The organism is Mesorhizobium japonicum MAFF 303099 (assembly GCF_000009625.1).
GTDB classification, from domain to species: Bacteria; Pseudomonadota; Alphaproteobacteria; order Rhizobiales; family Rhizobiaceae; genus Mesorhizobium; species Mesorhizobium japonicum.
In genome coordinates, this window is record NC_002678.2 from 645,920 (window position 1) to 663,202 (window position 17,283).

The following is a 17,283-nucleotide window of genomic DNA, read 5'->3' on the forward strand; positions in this document are numbered from 1 at the left end:
AGTCCAGCTGACAGCGCCTGAGGGAGATGGCCTCCGGCCGATGCCGGAGGCCATCTCAGGTCAGATGACCAGTCCCTTGGTCAGTTCGAGCGCCTGACGCTCGAACAGGCGGCGGTAGATGCCGCCCTTCAGCCGGATCAGCTCGTCGTGCGAGCCTTCCTCGACAATGTTGCCGCGATCGAAGACCAGCAGCCTGTCGAGCGCCCGCACCGTCGACAACCGGTGCGCGATGACCAGCGTGGTGCGGCCGACCATCAGCCGCTCCATCGCCTGCTGGATCAGCACCTCCGATTCCGAATCGAGGCTCGATGTCGCCTCGTCCAGAATCAGGATGCGTGCATCGGCCAGGAAAGCGCGCGCGATCGCCACACGCTGCCGCTCGCCCCCCGACAGTTTGACGCCGCGTTCGCCGACCAACGTGCCATAGCCTTTCGGCAGGCTGGAGATGAAATCATGCGCGCTCGCCAGCCTAGCGGCATGCTCGATCTCTTCCTGCGTCGCGCTCGGCCTGGCATAGGCGATGTTTTCGGCCAGCGAGCGATGGAACAGGATCGGCTCCTGCTGGACGATCGCGATCTGCCCGCGCAGCGACGCCTGCGCCACTTGAGAGATATCCTGGCCGTCGACCAGGATCCTGCCCGCATTGACGTCATAGAGCCGCTGGATCAGCTTGACGAAGGTCGTCTTGCCCGAACCGGAGTGACCGACGAGTCCGACGCGTTCACCCGGCGCGATATCGACCGAAAAGTCGCGATAGAGCGGCGACCGGTGATTGCCGTAGTGAAAGGTGACCCTGTCGAAGCTGATCGACCCTTGCGTGATCCGGATCGGCCTGGCGCCGGGCCGGTCCTCGATGCCGAGCGGTTCGGACTGGAAATCGACCAGTTCCTCCATGTCGTTGATCGAACGCTGCAGATTGCGGATATGCGTGCCGATATCCCTGAGATAGCCCTGCAGCACAAAGAACGAGGTTAGCACGAAGGCAACGTCGCCGGCGCTCGCCTGACCCCAAGACCACAAGAGCAGCGACAGGCCGATGACGGCCGCGCGCATGACCAGCAGCAGCGCCCCTTGCGTGGTGCCGTTGATGGTGCCGCGCACCCAGGTGCGCCGCGTGCGCGCCCGCCATTTGGCGACCACCTTGGCAAGGCGCCGCTCTTCGCGCTCCTCGGCGCCAAAGCCCTTGACCACGGCGTTGCAGCTCACCGCATCGGCGAGCGAACCGCCAAGGCGCGTGTCCCAGGTGTTGGCGAGCCGCGCCGCCGGCGCGACATAGCCAAGCGACAGCATCGCCGTCACCATGATGAACAGCACCGAGCCTGCGGCAACGACCACGCCCATCAGCGGCCAGAACCAGCCGAGCAGCAGCGTCGAGCCGACGAGCATGACGACGGACGGCAGCAACGCGATCAGGATGGTGTCGTTGAGCAGGTCGAGCGCCCACATGCCGCGCGTCACCTTGCGCACGGTCGAGCCGGCGAAGCTGTTGGCGTGCCAGTCGGTGGAAAAGCGCTGGACGCGATGGAAGGCATCGGCGGCGATGTCAGCCATCATCTTCAGCGTCAGTTCGACTATACCCATGAACGCCAGGTTGCGCAGCACGACGCCCGTCAAGGCAAGCGCCATCAATATCGAAAACGCCGTCATCGCGGCATTCCAGGCGACGGCGTTCGCGCCGGCGCTGCTGGCGACGGCGTCGACCAGTCTGCCGGAATAGAGCGGCGTCAGGACGTCGGCCAGCGTCGACAGCAGGAAACCACCCATGATCAGCGAAAGCCGCCAGGGCTGGCGCCGCCAATGGGTGAGCGTGAAACCAAGAACGCTGCGAAAGGCGCTCGCGCGCAAATCGATCTTGAAATGAGCCATGATGTCATTCGGGCACAAATGCGCCCGATCCCAATAAGGTCGAAAAATTGAAGAAGCCGCGCAAGGGGCCAATGATTGCCCAGAAGCGGAGTGGCATATTTTGGCGTCACGCCCGTAATCGGGCGGCGACCGGCATCGGCATAAGCCTGTGCTCAAACCGGCGCCGATGCGAAGGACGGACCTTCGCGCGGCGCCTGATGAGACCTAGGCTTCGCGGCCTCGCATTACCATTTTAAATACTGCCATTCGGACCTCCCGCAAATGAATCGCGGAATGGTTCTTATAGAGACGCTCCGATGCATCGCCAAGACGAGCCCTGCCCAAAAGCGTATCTGGTCCAAGCACTGCGATTATTTTGCAACAACGGCGGCGGAAGCTTTCGCCGCGTTCCGGTCACTGGACCGCGCGGTCCAGGCGCATGTATCGGCCGTCGGTCGATGCCTTAAAGCCCAGCTTTTCGTAGACCCCATGCGCATCACCGGTCGACAGGCTCCAGTGCGAGACGCTGCCGAGCTCGGGATGATCGATGAGTGCCTGCACCAGCCGCTGGCCGATGCCCTGCCCGCGATTCTGCGGCCAGACGATGATGTCGGCGAGATAGGCGAACACCGTGCGGTCGGTGATCGCCCTGCCGAAACCGACCTGCTTGCCATCGATGTAGGCGGCGGCGCAGAGCGAATTGGCGAAGGCCCGGTGATGAAACTCATCGCTGCGTCCAGTCCCCCAATAGCTCGCCATCAACAGGTCGGAGGTCGCGCGAAAGTCGATCCGCGCGAGGTCGAAGCTGATCTCACAGTCCGGCATGCTGTATCCTCGCCCCGCGGCACCGCGTATTTTCGCCCAGCGGACGAACGCGCTTACCCACGATCCCTGAAGCGGTTGGTGATGGGATAGCGGCGGTCGCGGCCGAAATTCTTCCGGGTGATCTTCACCCCTGGTGCCGCCTGCCGGCGCTTGTATTCGGCGATGTAGAGCAGGTGTTCGATGCGCGTCACCGTCGCCCGGTCATGGCCGCGCGCGACAATGTCGTCGACGCCCATCTCGTTCTCGACCAGGCATTCGAGGATGTCGTCCAGCACCGGATAGGGCGGCAGCGAATCCTGGTCCGTCTGGTTCTCGCGCAATTCCGCCGACGGCGCCTTGTCGATGATGTTCTTCGGAATGACCTCGCCCGAGGGTCCGAGCGCGCCCGGCGGCACATGGCTGTTGCGCCAGCGCGACAGCGCGTAGACCTGCATCTTGTAGAGATCCTTGATCGGGTTGAAGCCGCCATTCATGTCGCCATAGAGCGTCGCATAGCCAACCGACATTTCGCTCTTGTTGCCTGTCGTAACCACCATCGAGCCGAACTTGTTGGAGATCGCCATCAGGATGGTGCCGCGCGCGCGGCTCTGCAGGTTTTCCTCGGTGATGCCTTCCTTGGTGCCCTCGAAGAGCTGCGTCAGCGCATGCAGGAAACCTTCGACCGGCTCGAAGATCGGCACGATGTCATAGCGGCAGCCGAGCGCCCGGGCGCAATCCTCGGCGTCCTTGAGCGAATCCTTCGAGGTGTAGCGATAGGGCATCATCACCGCGCGCAGCCGCTCTTCGCCGAGCGCGTCGACGGCAAGGGCGGCACAGATCGCCGAATCGATGCCGCCGGACAGGCCGAGCACCACATTCTTGAAGCCGTTCTTGTTGACGTAGTCGCGCAGGCCCAGCATGCAGGCGCGATAGTCGGCCTCCTCCCGCTCCGGGATCTTCGACATCGGCCCTTCCGAACAGACCCAGCCGTCCTCCCCGCGCTTCCATGTGACGACGTCGACCGCTTCCTCGAACTGACTCATCTGGAAAGCCAATGTCTTGTCGGCGCCGATGGCAAACGACGCGCCGTCGAAGATCAGCTCATCCTGGCCGCCAAGCTGATTGGCATAGGTGATCGGCAGCCCGCATTCGATGATCTGGCGAATGACGACCTGGTAGCGGACATCGATTTTGGCGCGATAGTAAGGCGAGCCGTTCGGCACCAGCAGGATTTCCGCCCCGCTTTCCGCCAGCGATTCGCAGATGCCGACATCGCCCCAGATGTCCTCGCAAATCGGAATTCCGATGCGCACGCCACGGAAATTGACAGGTCCCTGGATCTCGGGTCCAGCCTGGAACACGCGCTTCTCGTCGAACTCGCCATAATTCGGCAGGTCGAGCTTGTAGCGTTCGGCGATGATCTTGCCGCCATCAGCGACGATGATCGAATTGTGCGTGCCGCTCTTGCGCTTCAGCGGCGTGCCGATGATCACGCCGGGGCCGCCATCCGATGTATCGGCGGCAAACTCCTGCGCCGCCTTTTCGCAAGCCTTCAGGAAGGCCGGCTTCAGCACCAGATCTTCAGGTGGGTAACCGGCAAGGAAAAGCTCGGTGTAGAGCACGAGATCGGCGCCCTGGCGCGCGGCATCCGCCCTCGCCTCGCGGGCCTTGGCGAGATTGCCGGCGACATCGCCGACGGTCGGATTGAGCTGGGCGATCGCGATGCGCAGTATGTCGGGCTTCTTGGTCATGCCTGCTGACTTAGCGCGGCAAAATTCGCCTCGCAATGGCGTTCGCTTGGACCAACTCCGACCGAATGACAGACGTCATTCGTCATCAGTCGTGTTGGGACCGTCGATCAGTCGTCGCCCATATATTCGCGCAGCGACTGCGGAGAATGGTTCTCGCCGATCGACATCGCCAGGATGCGCGAAATGTGTCGCCGCGGCAGGCCTGTGTCCGCCACCCATTGATTGATCTGGGCCTGGATCTTGTCGAGGTCCTTCTTCGAGGTCGGGCTTTCGGCAATGTCGAGGCCGGCGTCGCAAAGCGCCGCCGCCATGTCGGCCGAGATGACGAAGGCATCCCAGCCCAGCCAGCGCAGGAAATACTGGCCTGTATTGCCGCCCAGCCGGCTGCCATGCTTGCCGAGATAGGCCATCAGCCCGACCTGGTCGCCGGCAGGCCAGTTGGCAAGGAATTCACCGAAGCCGCCATGCTCCTTCGACACGCGTTCGACAAAGGCGGCGTTGTCGCGCACGGATTTGATTTTCTGCGGGTTGCGCACGATACGCTGGTCGGAAGTCAGATCGTGCCAGAAGTCGTCAGGCTGGAACAGCAGCCGCTTCGGCTCGAAGCGCAGAAACGCCTCCTCGAAACCGGGCCATTTCTGCTCGATGACGCGCCAGACGAAACCGGCGGCAAAGATACGCTCGGCCATGGTCGAGAGAATGCGATCGTCCGGAATGTCGGCGACCGCGGCATTGTCGGGCACAGGCCCGAGCAGCGTTGCCAGCTCCGCCTCGCCGCCCTTGCGTTTTGCCGCGCGCAGGCGAATTTTCTGGAAATCGGCCATGGGTCCCTCGGTGTTGGCCTGAATGTAACACTTCCCGCGAGAGGCGGCAGCCTCTACGTCTATCTCCACTGACGACGGAGACGGCCATGAACAAGACAATCGACGACCTGGCGAACCGCTGGCTCAAGCGACGGCCGGACGGCCTCAGCCAGCTGGAGAGCCGGGTGCTGCAATCAACGCTCGAGCGCACCACGATCTCCAGGGACACCAACAAGGCGGTCGCTTTCCACCAGACCTTTGGCGACCGCCTTGCCGATACGATCGCCCGCATCGGCGGCTCCTGGTCCTTCATCCTGGGCTTCATCGCCTTCCTGATCCTATGGACCAGCGGCAATGTCTGGCTTTTGACGCGCGACGCCTTCGACCCCTACCCGTTCATCTTCCTCAATCTGGTGCTGTCGATGGTCGCCGCCTTGCAGGCGCCGGTGATCATGATGGCGCAGAACCGCCAGACCGAACGCGACCGCATCGATGCCGCCCACGATTACGAGGTCAATCTGAAGGCCGAGATCGAGATCATGGCGCTGCACGAAAAGCTGGATGAACTGCGCCACAGCCAGATCATCGGCATGCGCGACGAGATCGTGCGGCTGGCGGAAGCGGTCAAGAGCATCGACGAGAGGCTGGCGCGGCAGCAGTCGGCCTCATGACCGAAGCGATCCATCATTTTATCGAACAGTATGGGCTGCTTGCCGTCTTTCTCGGCTGTGTCGCCGAAGGGGAAAGTGCTGCCATTCTCGGCGGTTTCTTCGCCCACCAGCATGTTTTCGTGCTGTGGCATGCCATTGTCGCGGCGGCGCTCGGCGCCTTCGTCGGCGACACCTGCTTCTTCATCCTGGGCAGAAGTTTCGCCGACAACCGTCAGGTCGTCAGGCTACGCAGGCGGCCCGGCTTCCGCCGCGCCTACCGTCTGCTCAATACCCATCCCGACATCTTCGTGCTGTCGAACCGCTATGTCTATGGCATGCGCCTGGTCGGCGGCATCGCGGCCGGCCTGTCGACCATAGCAGCACCCCGCTTCGTCATCCTCAACGCCATCTCATCGGTGATCTGGGCGGTGCTGTTCAGCACCATCGGTTATGTCTTCGGGCTGGGCGCCGAGCATTTCGTCGGCCAGGCGCTGATGCGCCACGAGCGGCTGTTCATCGGGCTCGGCATCGGCCTGACGGTGGCCGCGCTGGCCTGGCTTGTCGCCCGCCACATCGCCAAGCGGGAGCGTCGCCGGGAGCAGTGATGCCGCCGGCCTCGCTCGGAAGGTCAGATCGGAAAGCCGGTGATCCGTTCGATCAGCGCGATGCCCCAGACGCCGGCGACGATGACCACGGAGATCAGCACCGCCAGCGAACCGCAATCCTTGGCCAGCTGGATGTCGACATTGAACTCGCGGCTGAAGGCATCGCAGGCCGCCTCGATGCCGGTGTTCAGCACCTCGACCATGATCAGCAGCAGCACCGCCCCGATCAGCAAGGCATAACCACGCCAGGAGACCGAAACGAACCACGCCGCCGGCAAGGCGAGCACCAGCAGCATCAGCTCCTGCTGGAAAGCCTTCTCGCTGGCGGCCAGCTTGCGAAACGCCCGCACCGAATTGAAAAAAGCGTCAATCAGCCGCTGCATGCCCAAACCTCTTTCCGAATTACCGGCACGAGATAAAGCAACGGCCCGATCAAGGGAATAAGGCGTCTCGTCCAAAATTCATTCAGCGACCGCTATCGAAGGCGTCGACTTTTCAAACTGCGGCAGCCCGTCGTCGATCGAATAATAGTCGCCCTTGTCGCCGACGAAGATATGACAGTCGCCCTTGAGACCTGTCGGCTTGTCGAACGCTCCCGCCATGACCGAAATATAGTCTTGAGTCCTTGGCTTCCAGAAAAGTACGGACCCGCATGTCTTGCAGAAGCCGCGCCCGGCGAAAGCGGACGCTTCATACCAGGTGATGCTTTCCGTGCCTTCGATTACGATGTCGGCGTCGGCGACGTTGGTCGCGGCATAGAAATGCCCGCTTTGCTTCCTGCATTGCGAGCAATGACAGTAGACGACGCCGCGCAATGCTCCCTTTGTCCGGAAGCGGACCGCGCCGCACAGGCATGATCCCTGGTGACTATCGCTCATTTCGGTACTCCCTGAAGAAACCTCGTCCAGCATCGTCGCCAGGATTCCAGCTTTGCCGTGGTCGCGCGCAAGCAAATGCGACATCGATCGGCGTGACAAATTTGAAATTCAAGTTTCATTTCCATCAGCACAACACGCGGATCTCGAAGTCAAAACCGCCAAACTGGGTGTTGTCCCGCGACGGTGGTACAAAATATATGCTTCTACAGCCATAGGTAGAGAAAAACCTGTGGAAGTCGTGCGCATTAAGGAAACTTTAGCGCTACCGCATCTATGGTCACACCAAGCGAAGATGGCGGGTGGGGACGCGTCTCTTCGCAAGACGTTCTGGGCTATCGGGTCGCGCTCCCCATGTCGGCGATCAACGGAACCCGCAAATTCCGCGCTGGGATCCGAGGGGAAGAGTGGATCAGACATGCAGCCGGCAGCCGCCACGACCGAACGAAGCACCGACATCGCAGCCACGGTTGTTGCCACCATGCGCCAGCTTGGCGTCCTCGGCCTGCCGCGCAACTACGAAATCTTCTACGAGGCATTGAGCGGCACCAACCGCGAGCTCAGCCTCGCCGTCGTGTCACTGAGCAGCCGGCCGACGCAGGATGAGCTGGATAAGATCGGACGCGCCTTCTTTGCCCAGAACCACGGCCCCGGCATCGTCGAGCATGCGCGGGACGTCATCGCCCGGGAACTCGAGGAGGTCGCGGCGCTGCTGCGCAGCGAACGCAGCCACATCGAAAAATACGGCAGGATCCTCGACGAGACATCGAACGGCCTGAGTGGCCGCAGCCTGCTCTCCCAGGATCTCCTGCAAAAAATCGCCAACGCCATGGCCGTTGCCACCAATTCGACGATCGATCACGGCAAGCAGATCGCCTCGACGCTCAGCGACAAGACGGCCGAACTCGAAAGCGTCAAGTCGAAGCTGGAGGAATACAAGCGGCTGGCCGATACGGATCCGCTGACCCAGATCCGGAACCGCCGCGCCTTCGACAAGGAAATCACCCGGATCTACAACAGCAACAAGGGTATCCTGTTCAATGCTTTGATCCTTGCCGACATCGATCGGTTCAAGGACATCAACGACCGCTACGGCCATCCTGTCGGCGACAAGATCATCCAGATCATCGCCGAGATTTTCCAGACCAGCATTCGCGGCGACATGTTCGTCGCCCGCACCGGCGGCGAGGAGTTCGCGCTGATCATCGAGGGCGCCAGCGAAGACGCCACCTACGAGATCGCCGAGCGCATTCGCGCCCTGATCGAGCAGACGCCGTTCACCAGCAGCCAGACCGGCATGAATTACGGAACCGTCACCGTCTCGATGGGCATCTGCATGGCATCCGAGGCCGAAGGCCCGGAAGACCTCTACACCAAGGCCGACCGGGCGCTCTACCGTTCGAAAGTGAGCGGCCGCAACCGCGTCACCAAGCATTCGACGATGGCCGGCCGCGCCGGCAAGAGCTGGCTGCTCTACAAGAAGGACTGACGCCTTCTATCAGCTGATCGCGCTGGCAGCTGCCGAGAACACAAACGTGAGCTAAAACGAAGAAGGCGCCGGATTTCTCCAGCGCCTTTCCTTAATCGGGTCATTGGTCGGTATCAGCCGTTGACGGCCTGCCTGTGCTGCACCGGATGGCTCTTCTTCAAGAGGTCCGACACCAGGAAGGCCAGTTCGATCGCCTGGTCGGCATTGAGGCGCGGGTCGCAATGGGTGTGGTAGCGGTCCTGCAATTCCTCGGCCGTGATGGCGCGCGCGCCGCCCGTGCATTCGGTGACGTTCTTGCCGGTCATCTCGACATGGATGCCGCCCGGATGCGTGCCTTCGGCGCGGTGCACCTCGAAGAAGGTCTGCACTTCCTTCAGGATGCGGTCGAACGGCCGCGTCTTGTAGCCGGCCGCCTCGATCGTGTTGCCATGCATCGGGTCCGACGACCAGACCACGCTGCGGCCTTCCTTCTGCACCGCGCGCACCAGCTTCGGCAGATGGTCGGCGACCTTGTCCGAACCAAAGCGGGCGATCAGCGTCAGCCGGCCGGGCTCGTTCTCGGGGTTGAGCAGGTCGATCAGCTCCAGCAAGCCGTCAGCGGTCAGCGACGGGCCGCATTTCAGGCCGAGCGGGTTCTTGATGCCGCGGCAATACTCGACATGGGCATGATCGGGCTGGCGCGTGCGGTCGCCGATCCAGATCATATGGCCTGACGTGGCATACCAGTCGCCGGAGGTCGAATCAACGCGGGTCAGTGCTTCCTCATAACCGAGCAGCAAGGCCTCGTGGCTGGTGTAGAAATCGGTCTCGCGCAGCGCATAATTGGTTTCCGAAGTGATGCCGACGGCCTTCATGAAGTCCATCGTCTCGGTGATGCGGTTGGCGAGCGACTCGTATTTCTCGCCCTGCGGGCTGTCGGAGACGAAGCCGAGCATCCAGCTATGCACATTCTCCAGGTTGGCATAGCCGCCCTGCGCGAAGGCGCGCAGAAGGTTGAGCGTCGCCGCCGACTGGCGATAGGCCATTTCCTGGCGTGCGGGATCCGGAATACGCGATTTGGCGTCGAATTCGATGCCGTTGATGATGTCGCCGCGATAGCTCGGCAGCGTCACCTCGCCCTTGGTCTCATTGTCGGACGAGCGCGGCTTGGCGAACTGGCCGGCGACGCGTCCGACCTTCACCACCGGCTGCGCGCCAGCGAAGGTCAGCACGACCGACATCTGCAGGAAGACACGGAAGAAGTCGCGGATGTTGTCGGCGCCATGCTCGGCAAAGCTCTCGGCGCAATCGCCGCCCTGGAGCAGGAAGGCTTCGCCGGCAGCGACGGCCGCGAGCTGCTTCTTCAGCTTGCGTGCCTCACCGGCAAAGACCAATGGCGGGAAGGTGGCGAGCTGGGCTTCGGTGTTCTTCAGCGCGGCAAGGTCCGGATAGGCAGGAACCTGCTTGATCGGCTTTGCTCTCCACGAATTCGGCGACCATTTCGTCATCGCTGCACCCAACACTCTTTCCGGCGGGCACCCTCGCCCGCCATTTCCGCCCCTATATGGGTTGGCGGCTCCCATACACGAAGCCGATTTCCTATTCTAGACCGGAATTTCAGCGCTGGCGAATGCGCTAGCGGTGCTGAGTGCGTTGAGATTCAGGTCAGGCCGGCGTCACCTGAATATCAATGGTCCTCAGGCCGCCTTCTCCACCAGACGCGCCAACTGCGTCATGACCACCGCCGAGCCCGCCAACCGTTTCTCCGCTGTCGGCCAGTCGCGGGTGAAGACGACGCTGTGGTCCGGCCGGATCTTGGCCAGCGAGCCCTGCTCGCCGATGAACTTGACCAGGCCGACCGGGTTGGAGAACTCGCGCTTGCGGAAATGGATGACGACACCCTTCGGTCCGGCGTCGAGCTTCTCGACATTGGCCTTGCGGCAGAGCGCCTTGATGAAGACGATCTTCAACAGATGCTTCACCTCGTCCGGCAGTGGGCCGAAACGGTCGATCAGCTCGGCGCCGAAGGCATCGATCTCCTCGGTGTTTTCGAGGTCGCCGAGACGGCGGTAGAGCGCCAGCCTGAGCTGCAGGTCCGGCACATAGCTTTCCGGGATCATCACCGCCGTGCCGACGGCGATCTGCGGCGACCAGCCGCCATCCTGGACCTCGCCGGAATCCTTCACCTCGGCGACGGCCTCTTCCAGCATCTGCTGGTAGAGCTCGAAGCCGACCTCCTTGATATGGCCGGACTGCTCTTCGCCCAAGAGATTGCCGGCGCCCCTTATATCGAGATCGTGGCTGGCGAGCTGGAAGCCGGCGCCCAGCGTGTCGAGCGACTGCAGCACCTTCAGACGGCGCTCGGCCGTGTCGGTGAGCTTGCGGTTGGCCGGCAGCGTGAACAGCGCATAGGCGCGCACCTTCGAACGCCCGACGCGACCTCGCAGCTGGTAGAGCTGGGAGAGGCCGAACATGTCGGCGCGATGGATGATCAGCGTGTTTGCGGTCGGGATGTCGAGGCCGGATTCGACGATGGTCGTCGACAGAAGCACGTCGTACTGGCCGTCATAGAAGGCGTTCATGATGTCGTCGAGTTCGCCTGGTGGCATCTGGCCGTGGGCCACCGCCACTTTCAGTTCGGGCACGGATTCCTTCAGGAACTCATGGATTTCCGAGAGATCGCTGATGCGCGGAACGACATAGAAGGAGTGTCCTCCGCGATAACGCTCGCGCAGCAGCGTCTCGCGAATGACCAGCGGATCGAAGGGCGAGATGAAGGTGCGCACCGCCATGCGGTCGACCGGCGGCGTGGCGATCAACGACAGCTCGCGCACCCCGGTCAGCGCCAGTTGCAGCGTGCGCGGGATCGGCGTCGCCGACAGCGTCAGCACATGGACATCGGTCTTCAGATCCTTCAGCCGCTCCTTGTGCTTGACGCCAAAGTGCTGCTCCTCGTCGATGATCAGCAGGCCGAGATTCTTGAACGAGATCGACGAACCGAGCAGCGCATGGGTGCCGACAACGATGTCGACCTGCCCTTCGGCCAAAGCCTTCTTCGTCTCCGCCAGTTCCTTGGCGCCGACCAGCCGCGAGGCCTGGGCGACGCGGATGGGAAGGCCTGAGAAACGCTGGGAAAAGGTCTTGAAGTGCTGGCGCGACAACAATGTCGTCGGCACCACGACCGCGACCTGGAACCCTTCCATCGCCGCGATGAAGGCGGCACGCAGCGCCACTTCGGTCTTGCCGAAGCCGACATCGCCGCAGATCAGCCGGTCCATCGGCTTGCCAGCGCCGAGGTCGTCGCGCACCGAGTCGATCGCCGTCTGCTGGTCGTCGGTCTCCTCATAAGGGAAACGCGCGGCAAACTCGTCATAGAGCCCCTCGGCCGGGACCAGCGCCGGTGCTGCGCGCATCTGCCGTTCGGCGGCGATACGGATCAGCTGCCCGGCCATGTCGAGCAGGCGCCGCTTCAGCTTGGCCTTGCGTGACTGCCAGGCGCCGCCACCCAGCTTGTCCAGCGTCGCCTCGGCGGAGTCGGAGCCATAACGCGACAGAAGCTCAATGTTTTCAACCGGCAGAAACAGCCGGTCATCGCCGGCGTAGTGGATTTCCAGGCAATCATGCGGCGCACCAACCGCCTCAATGGTGCGCAGGCCAATGAAGCGGCCGATGCCATGGTCGGCATGAACGACGATATCGCCGGTCGACAGGGCCGAGGCCTCGGCAATGAAGTCGGATGCGCGCTTCTTGCGCTTCGAACGCCGGATGAGCCGGTCGCCCAGAATATCCTGTTCGGCAACGACGACCAGTCTTTCGGTCTCGAAGCCGGATTCGAGCGGGAGCACGGCCAGCGCCGCCTGCCCCGGATCGAGCTGTTCGGCTTCGGCAAGCGTCTCGACCTGCTTGAGATTGCCGAGATGGTGCTCGGCCAGGATCTGGCCAAGCCGGTCGAGCGAGCCTTCCGTCCAGCCGGCGATGACAATACGCCGACGTGCGGCGCGCTCGTCGGCGATATGCCTGACGACGACATCGAAGACGTTGACGTTCGGATCGGCGCGCTCCTCGACAAAGCTGCGGCCATGGCGCGAGCCGGCATGATAGACCTTTTTCGCGCCGGCATCGGGCGCGTCGAAGGGCGTGAAGTCGATCGCTTCGCGCGGCCCGAGCGAGGCGATCAGGTTTTCCGGCGAGAGATAGAGCAGATCCGGCGCCACCGGCTTGTAGGGGACCGCATCCTTCAGCGCAGCGTCGGCCTGCTTCTTGCGCGCTTCATAGTGGTCGAGGATCAGCGTGTGGCGCTCGGCCAGGGCCTCATGCGCCAGATGGTCGAAAACGACAGGCGTATCCGGTAGATAGTCGAACACCGTCTCCAGCCGCTCGTAGAAGAACGGCAGCCAGTGCTCCATGCCGGCGAACCGCCTGCCCTCGCTTACTGCCGCATAGAGCCCGTCGTCGCGCTGCGGCGCGCCAAAGGCTTCGATGTAGGAGCGGCGGAAGCGGCTGATGGTTTCGGGCGTCAGCGCCACTTCGCTCATCGCCTGCAGCGCCATCGACTTGCGCTGGCCGGTGGTGCGCTGCGTGGCGGCATCGAAGACGCGGATCGATTCCAGCGTATCGCCGAAGAAATCGAGGCGCAGCGCCTCGGCCCAGCCGGGGGCGAAGAGGTCGAGAATGCCGCCGCGTACCGCGAATTCGCCGATGCCGCGCACTGTCGGCACGCGCTCGAAGCCGGACGTTTCCAGCCGCGCGATCAGCGCGTTCATGTCGATCTGGTTGCCGGGCCTCGCATGAAAGGTCTGTGCCTCGACAAGGTCGGCCGGCGGAATGCGCTGCAGCAACGCATTGGCGGTGGTGAGAATGACGGCGCGGTGCGGCTTCTTCGCCAGCGCGATCATCGCCGTCAGCGCGTCGAGGCGCTTGGCGGCGGCGTCCGAGCCGGGCGAGACGCGGTCGTAGGGCAGACAGTCCCAGGCCGGCAGTTCCAGCACCGGCAGGCCGGGGGCGGCGAAGGCCAGCGCCTCGATGATAACAGGCAGGCGCTGGCCGTCGCGCGCCACGAACAGCACCGGCTTGTCGGGTGCGATTTCAAGCGCGGCCTGCACCAGCGCGAAGGCCTCATAGCCATCGGCGACACCGTCGACGATGAACTGGCCGGCACGGCCTTTCGGCAGACCAATAGTGGGGATGAGGCTCATCAAATCACGGTCTTGTTTGTCACAATTCCTGTGGGAAAACCGCTTCGCGTTTTCCTGGAATTGCTTTTGTTCAGAATGTCATGGTCCGGCGTGACGCCAGGATCTTTTGCAGAACGGCACAATCGATATCCGCCGGGATCGGGCGTTCACCGGTGATCAGCGGCAGGAATTCGGTGTCGGAAATGTCGAGGAGCCTCTCATATTGTTCGATTTCCTCGCCGGTCAAGGCGCCGATCTCGGCGTCGGCGAAGGTGCCGAGGATAAGATCCATCTCGCGCATGCCGCGATGCCAGGAGCGGAACAACAGCTTGCGGCGGTGGGCGTCCAGCCCCTCGCTTGATCGTTTCGTTCCGGTCATTGCGGCGCATCCTCACTTGCTGCGGCGCATATAGCGTGGATAGAAGGGGCTGTCAGCCTTGCGCTGTAGCCGTCGCGACATAAGCTGACATCATGCGTCCTTCCATCCTCGATCCGCTGTTTGTTCCGATCACTTCGCTTGCCGGCGTCGGACCGAAGGTCGGCGCGCTGATCGAGAAGGTCGTCACGGCTGATCTTGGTGATCGCGCGGCCCGCGCGGGCGACCTTCTGTTCGTGCTGCCGCATACCGTTATCGACCGCCGCAGCCGGCCGGGCATCGCCGGTTCCGCGGAAGGCCAGATCGTTACCCTCGACGTGCGCATCGACCGCCACCAGCCGCCGCCACGCGGCAACCGGTCGGTGCCCTACAGGGTCTACGCCCATGACGATACCGGCGAAATCGGCCTGACCTTTTTCCATGCGCACGCCGCCTATCTCGAAAAGGCAATGCCCGTCGGCGAGCATGTCGTGGTCTCGGGCCGCATGGAATGGTTCAACGGCCGCCCGACCATGGTCCACCCCGACCACATCGCGTTGGCCAGCGAGGCGGAAAACCTGCCACTGGTCGAGCCGGTCTATCCGCTCACCGCGGGTCTCTCCGGCAAGGTGCTGCGCCGTGCGATCGGCCAGGCGTTGGCGCGGCTGCCCGAATTGCCGGAGTGGCAGGACGTCGCCTTCATGCGCCGGCACACCTTTCCCACCTTTGCCGACGCACTCACCCGCATCCACAATCCAGCCGACCCGATCGATGTTTCCATCGAGGGTGCGGCCTGGCGGCGTCTTGCCTATGACGAGTTGCTGGCGGGCCAGGTCTCGCTGGCGCTGGTGCGGGCAAAGATCCGCCGCCTGTCCGGCCGCCCCCTGGTCGGCGACGGCCGCATCGTCGAGAAACTGCGCGCAGCCCTTCCCTATTCGCTGACCGCAAGCCAGGAATTCGCGCTGGCCGAAATCAATGCCGACCTTGCCGACCCCGAGCGCATGCTGCGGCTGCTGCAGGGCGATGTCGGATCGGGCAAGACGGTGGTCGCGCTGCTTGCCATGGCGCGCGCCGTCGAGGCCGGCGGCCAGGCAGCGCTGATGGCGCCGACCGAAATCCTGGCGCGCCAGCACCTGGCGACGATCGCCCCGTTCGCCGCCAAGGTCGGGCTGCGCATCGCCATCCTCACCGGCCGCGAAAAGGGCCGCGAACGCACCGAAACACTGGCCGGCCTGGCCAGCGGCGAGATCGACATCGTCGTCGGCACCCACGCGCTGTTCCAGGAGACGGTCACCTTCCACGATCTGGTGCTGGCTGTCATCGACGAGCAGCATCGCTTCGGCGTTCACCAGCGGCTCGCCATCACCGCCAAGGGCGATGCGCCCGACATGCTGGTGATGACCGCCACACCGATCCCGCGCACGCTGGTGCTGACCGCCTTCGGCGACATGGACGTCTCCAAGCTGACGGAAAAACCGGCCGGCCGACAGCCGATCCGCACCGTCACGCTGCCGCTGGAGCGGCTCGACGAACTGGTCGCCCGCATGCAGGATGCCGTCGCCGGCGGCCAGAAAATCTACTGGATCTGCCCGCTGGTCGAGGAATCCGAAGAGATCAAGCTGATGTCGGCCGAGGATCGCTTTGCCTCGCTGAAACCGCTGTTCGGCGACCGCATCGGCCTTGTCCACGGCCGCATGAAGGGCGCCGAGAAGGACGAGGCGATGCGCGCCTTCAAGGAGGGCGAAACCCGCATCCTGATCGCCACCACGGTCATCGAGGTCGGCGTCGATGTTCCCGACGCCACCGTCATGGTCATCGAGCATGCCGAGCGTTTCGGCCTCGCACAGCTGCACCAGCTGCGCGGGCGGGTCGGGCGCGGCGACAAGCCCTCCTCTTGCGTGCTGCTCTACAAGGACCCGCTCGGCGAGACGGCAAAACGCCGGCTGTCGGTGATGCGCGAGACCGAAGACGGCTTTTTGATCGCCGAGGAAGACCTCAAGCTGCGCGGTGAAGGCGAGCTGTTGGGCACCCGCCAGTCCGGCACACCGGGTTTCCAGGTGGCGCGCATCGAGGCGCATGCCGATCTTCTGGAGGCCGCCCGCGACGATGCCAGGCTTATCCTGTCGCGCGACCCGGAGCTGCAATCCGACCGCGGCGAGGCGCTGCGCCTGCTGCTCTATCTGTTCGGCCGCGACGAGGCCGTGCGGCTCCTGCGGGCCGGGTGAGACCCTAATGGCGGATTGGCGACCGTTCCGTTGATCGGCTCGCCATTCAGCGTCACCATCTTGCTTTTCACCTCCGGCGCCACCAGCCCTGCAGAAACAATCAGCTTGGCGCCGTCCTCGATCGTCATGTCAAGCAGCACGATGTCCGACTTCAGCACATACATCAGGAAGCCGGTCGTCGGGTTCGGTGTGCAGGGCATGAACACGGCGATCAGCGGATCGCCTTCCTGGTCGAGCTTCTCATTGATCTCGGTTTCCTTCTCGCTGGCGACGAACACCAGCGACCACACGCCCTTGCGCGGATATTCGACCAGCCCGACCTGGCGGAACATGTCGCCCTTGTTCGACAGCACGGCCTCGAAAATCTGCTTCAGCGAGCCATAGATGCCGCGCACCAGCGGCATGCGGCCAAGCAGGCGCTCGCCAAAACCGACAATGGCGCGGCCGACAATGTTGGCGGTGAGGAACCCGATCAGCGTGATCAGGATCAGCGCAACGATCAGCCCGAACCCCGGGACCGGAAACGGCAGATAGGTGTCGGGGCTGTAACGCGCCGGAATATAGGGCTTTACCCAGGAATCGACCCAGCCGATGAACGACCAGGCGATGTAGGCGGTGATCGCCAGCGGCGCACAGACGACGAAGCCCGTGAGGAAATAGTTTCTCAGCCGGGTCATGCCGGAGGTCTTGGGAGCATCGGACATGGTTCACCGGGCGCGGGTTGCAGC

Annotated in this window: 14 protein-coding genes; 4 read left to right on the forward strand and 10 right to left on the reverse strand. The window is 63.3% G+C overall.

Going from position 1 to position 17,283, the window contains the following annotated elements; genetic code table 11:
- Positions 1–60: 60 nt before the first annotated feature.
- The 4 genes from MAFF_RS04385 to MAFF_RS04400 all read right to left on the reverse strand — a co-directional run bounded on the left by MAFF_RS04385 (position 61) and on the right by MAFF_RS04400 (position 5,224).
- Positions 61–1,866, reverse strand: coding sequence for an ABC transporter ATP-binding protein (locus MAFF_RS04385; RefSeq protein WP_010909679.1), 1,806 nt, complete (start codon positions 1,864–1,866; stop codon positions 61–63).
- A gap of 393 nt (positions 1,867–2,259) precedes the next feature.
- Positions 2,260–2,670 (reverse strand): GNAT family N-acetyltransferase, encoded by a 411-nt coding sequence (locus MAFF_RS04390; RefSeq protein ID WP_010909680.1) that lies wholly within the window; start codon positions 2,668–2,670, stop codon positions 2,260–2,262.
- A 53-nt stretch (positions 2,671–2,723) separates the two neighbouring features.
- A complete protein-coding gene (locus tag MAFF_RS04395) occupies positions 2,724–4,400 on the reverse strand; it encodes an NAD+ synthase (protein WP_010909681.1) in 1,677 nt (558 codons plus the stop codon).
- A 107-nt stretch (positions 4,401–4,507) separates the two neighbouring features.
- On the reverse strand, positions 4,508–5,224 hold the full coding sequence (locus MAFF_RS04400) for a DNA-3-methyladenine glycosylase I (protein WP_010909682.1): 717 nt from the start codon (positions 5,222–5,224) through the stop codon (positions 4,508–4,510).
- A gap of 86 nt (positions 5,225–5,310) precedes the next feature.
- On the opposite strand from MAFF_RS04400, the gene MAFF_RS04405 reads away from it, so the two are divergent.
- Positions 5,311–5,874, forward strand: a complete 564-nt coding sequence (locus tag MAFF_RS04405) for a DUF1003 domain-containing protein (protein ID WP_032930413.1) — start codon at positions 5,311–5,313, stop codon at positions 5,872–5,874.
- Positions 5,871–6,458, forward strand: a complete 588-nt coding sequence (locus MAFF_RS04410) for a DedA family protein (protein ID WP_010909684.1) — start codon at positions 5,871–5,873, stop codon at positions 6,456–6,458. Before MAFF_RS04405 ends, MAFF_RS04410 begins: the two co-directional genes overlap by 4 nt.
- A gap of 23 nt (positions 6,459–6,481) precedes the next feature.
- Here the strand turns inward: MAFF_RS04410 and MAFF_RS04415 are convergent, their stop codons facing one another.
- Both MAFF_RS04415 and MAFF_RS04420 read right to left on the reverse strand, forming a co-directional pair.
- Positions 6,482–6,841: a diacylglycerol kinase gene (locus tag MAFF_RS04415; protein WP_010909685.1), complete on the reverse strand. Its 360-nt coding sequence runs from the start codon at positions 6,839–6,841 to the stop codon at positions 6,482–6,484.
- Between the two features lie 78 nt (positions 6,842–6,919).
- Positions 6,920–7,336 carry a GFA family protein gene (locus MAFF_RS04420; RefSeq protein ID WP_010909686.1) on the reverse strand — a complete coding sequence of 139 codons (417 nt, stop codon included), beginning with the start codon at positions 7,334–7,336 and terminating at the stop codon, positions 6,920–6,922.
- A 415-nt stretch (positions 7,337–7,751) separates the two neighbouring features.
- Between MAFF_RS04420 and MAFF_RS04425 the strand changes: the two genes are divergently transcribed.
- Positions 7,752–8,822 (forward strand): GGDEF domain-containing protein, encoded by a 1,071-nt coding sequence (locus tag MAFF_RS04425; protein ID WP_044547700.1) that lies wholly within the window; start codon positions 7,752–7,754, stop codon positions 8,820–8,822.
- A 113-nt stretch (positions 8,823–8,935) separates the two neighbouring features.
- Here the strand turns inward: MAFF_RS04425 and MAFF_RS04430 are convergent, their stop codons facing one another.
- From MAFF_RS04430 to MAFF_RS04440, 3 genes are all read right to left on the reverse strand, one after another.
- Positions 8,936–10,309, reverse strand: coding sequence for a class II 3-deoxy-7-phosphoheptulonate synthase (locus MAFF_RS04430; protein ID WP_010909688.1), 1,374 nt, complete (start codon positions 10,307–10,309; stop codon positions 8,936–8,938).
- 189 nt (positions 10,310–10,498) lie between these two features.
- Positions 10,499–13,996, reverse strand: coding sequence for a transcription-repair coupling factor (mfd, locus tag MAFF_RS04435; protein ID WP_010909689.1), 3,498 nt, complete (start codon positions 13,994–13,996; stop codon positions 10,499–10,501).
- 70 nt (positions 13,997–14,066) lie between these two features.
- Positions 14,067–14,354: a succinate dehydrogenase assembly factor 2 gene (locus MAFF_RS04440; RefSeq protein WP_010909690.1), complete on the reverse strand. Its 288-nt coding sequence runs from the start codon at positions 14,352–14,354 to the stop codon at positions 14,067–14,069.
- Positions 14,355–14,446: 92 nt separating this feature from the next.
- Here MAFF_RS04440 and recG point away from each other — a divergent pair, with 92 nt between their 5' ends.
- Positions 14,447–16,555 carry an ATP-dependent DNA helicase RecG gene (recG, locus tag MAFF_RS04445; RefSeq protein ID WP_010909691.1) on the forward strand — a complete coding sequence of 703 codons (2,109 nt, stop codon included), beginning with the start codon at positions 14,447–14,449 and terminating at the stop codon, positions 16,553–16,555.
- Here the strand turns inward: recG and MAFF_RS04450 are convergent.
- Complete coding sequence (locus MAFF_RS04450; protein WP_010909692.1) at positions 16,507–17,259, reverse strand: DUF502 domain-containing protein; 753 nt, start codon at positions 17,257–17,259, stop codon at positions 16,507–16,509. The genes recG and MAFF_RS04450 overlap by 49 nt on opposite strands.
- Between the last annotated feature and the right edge of the window lie 24 nt (positions 17,260–17,283).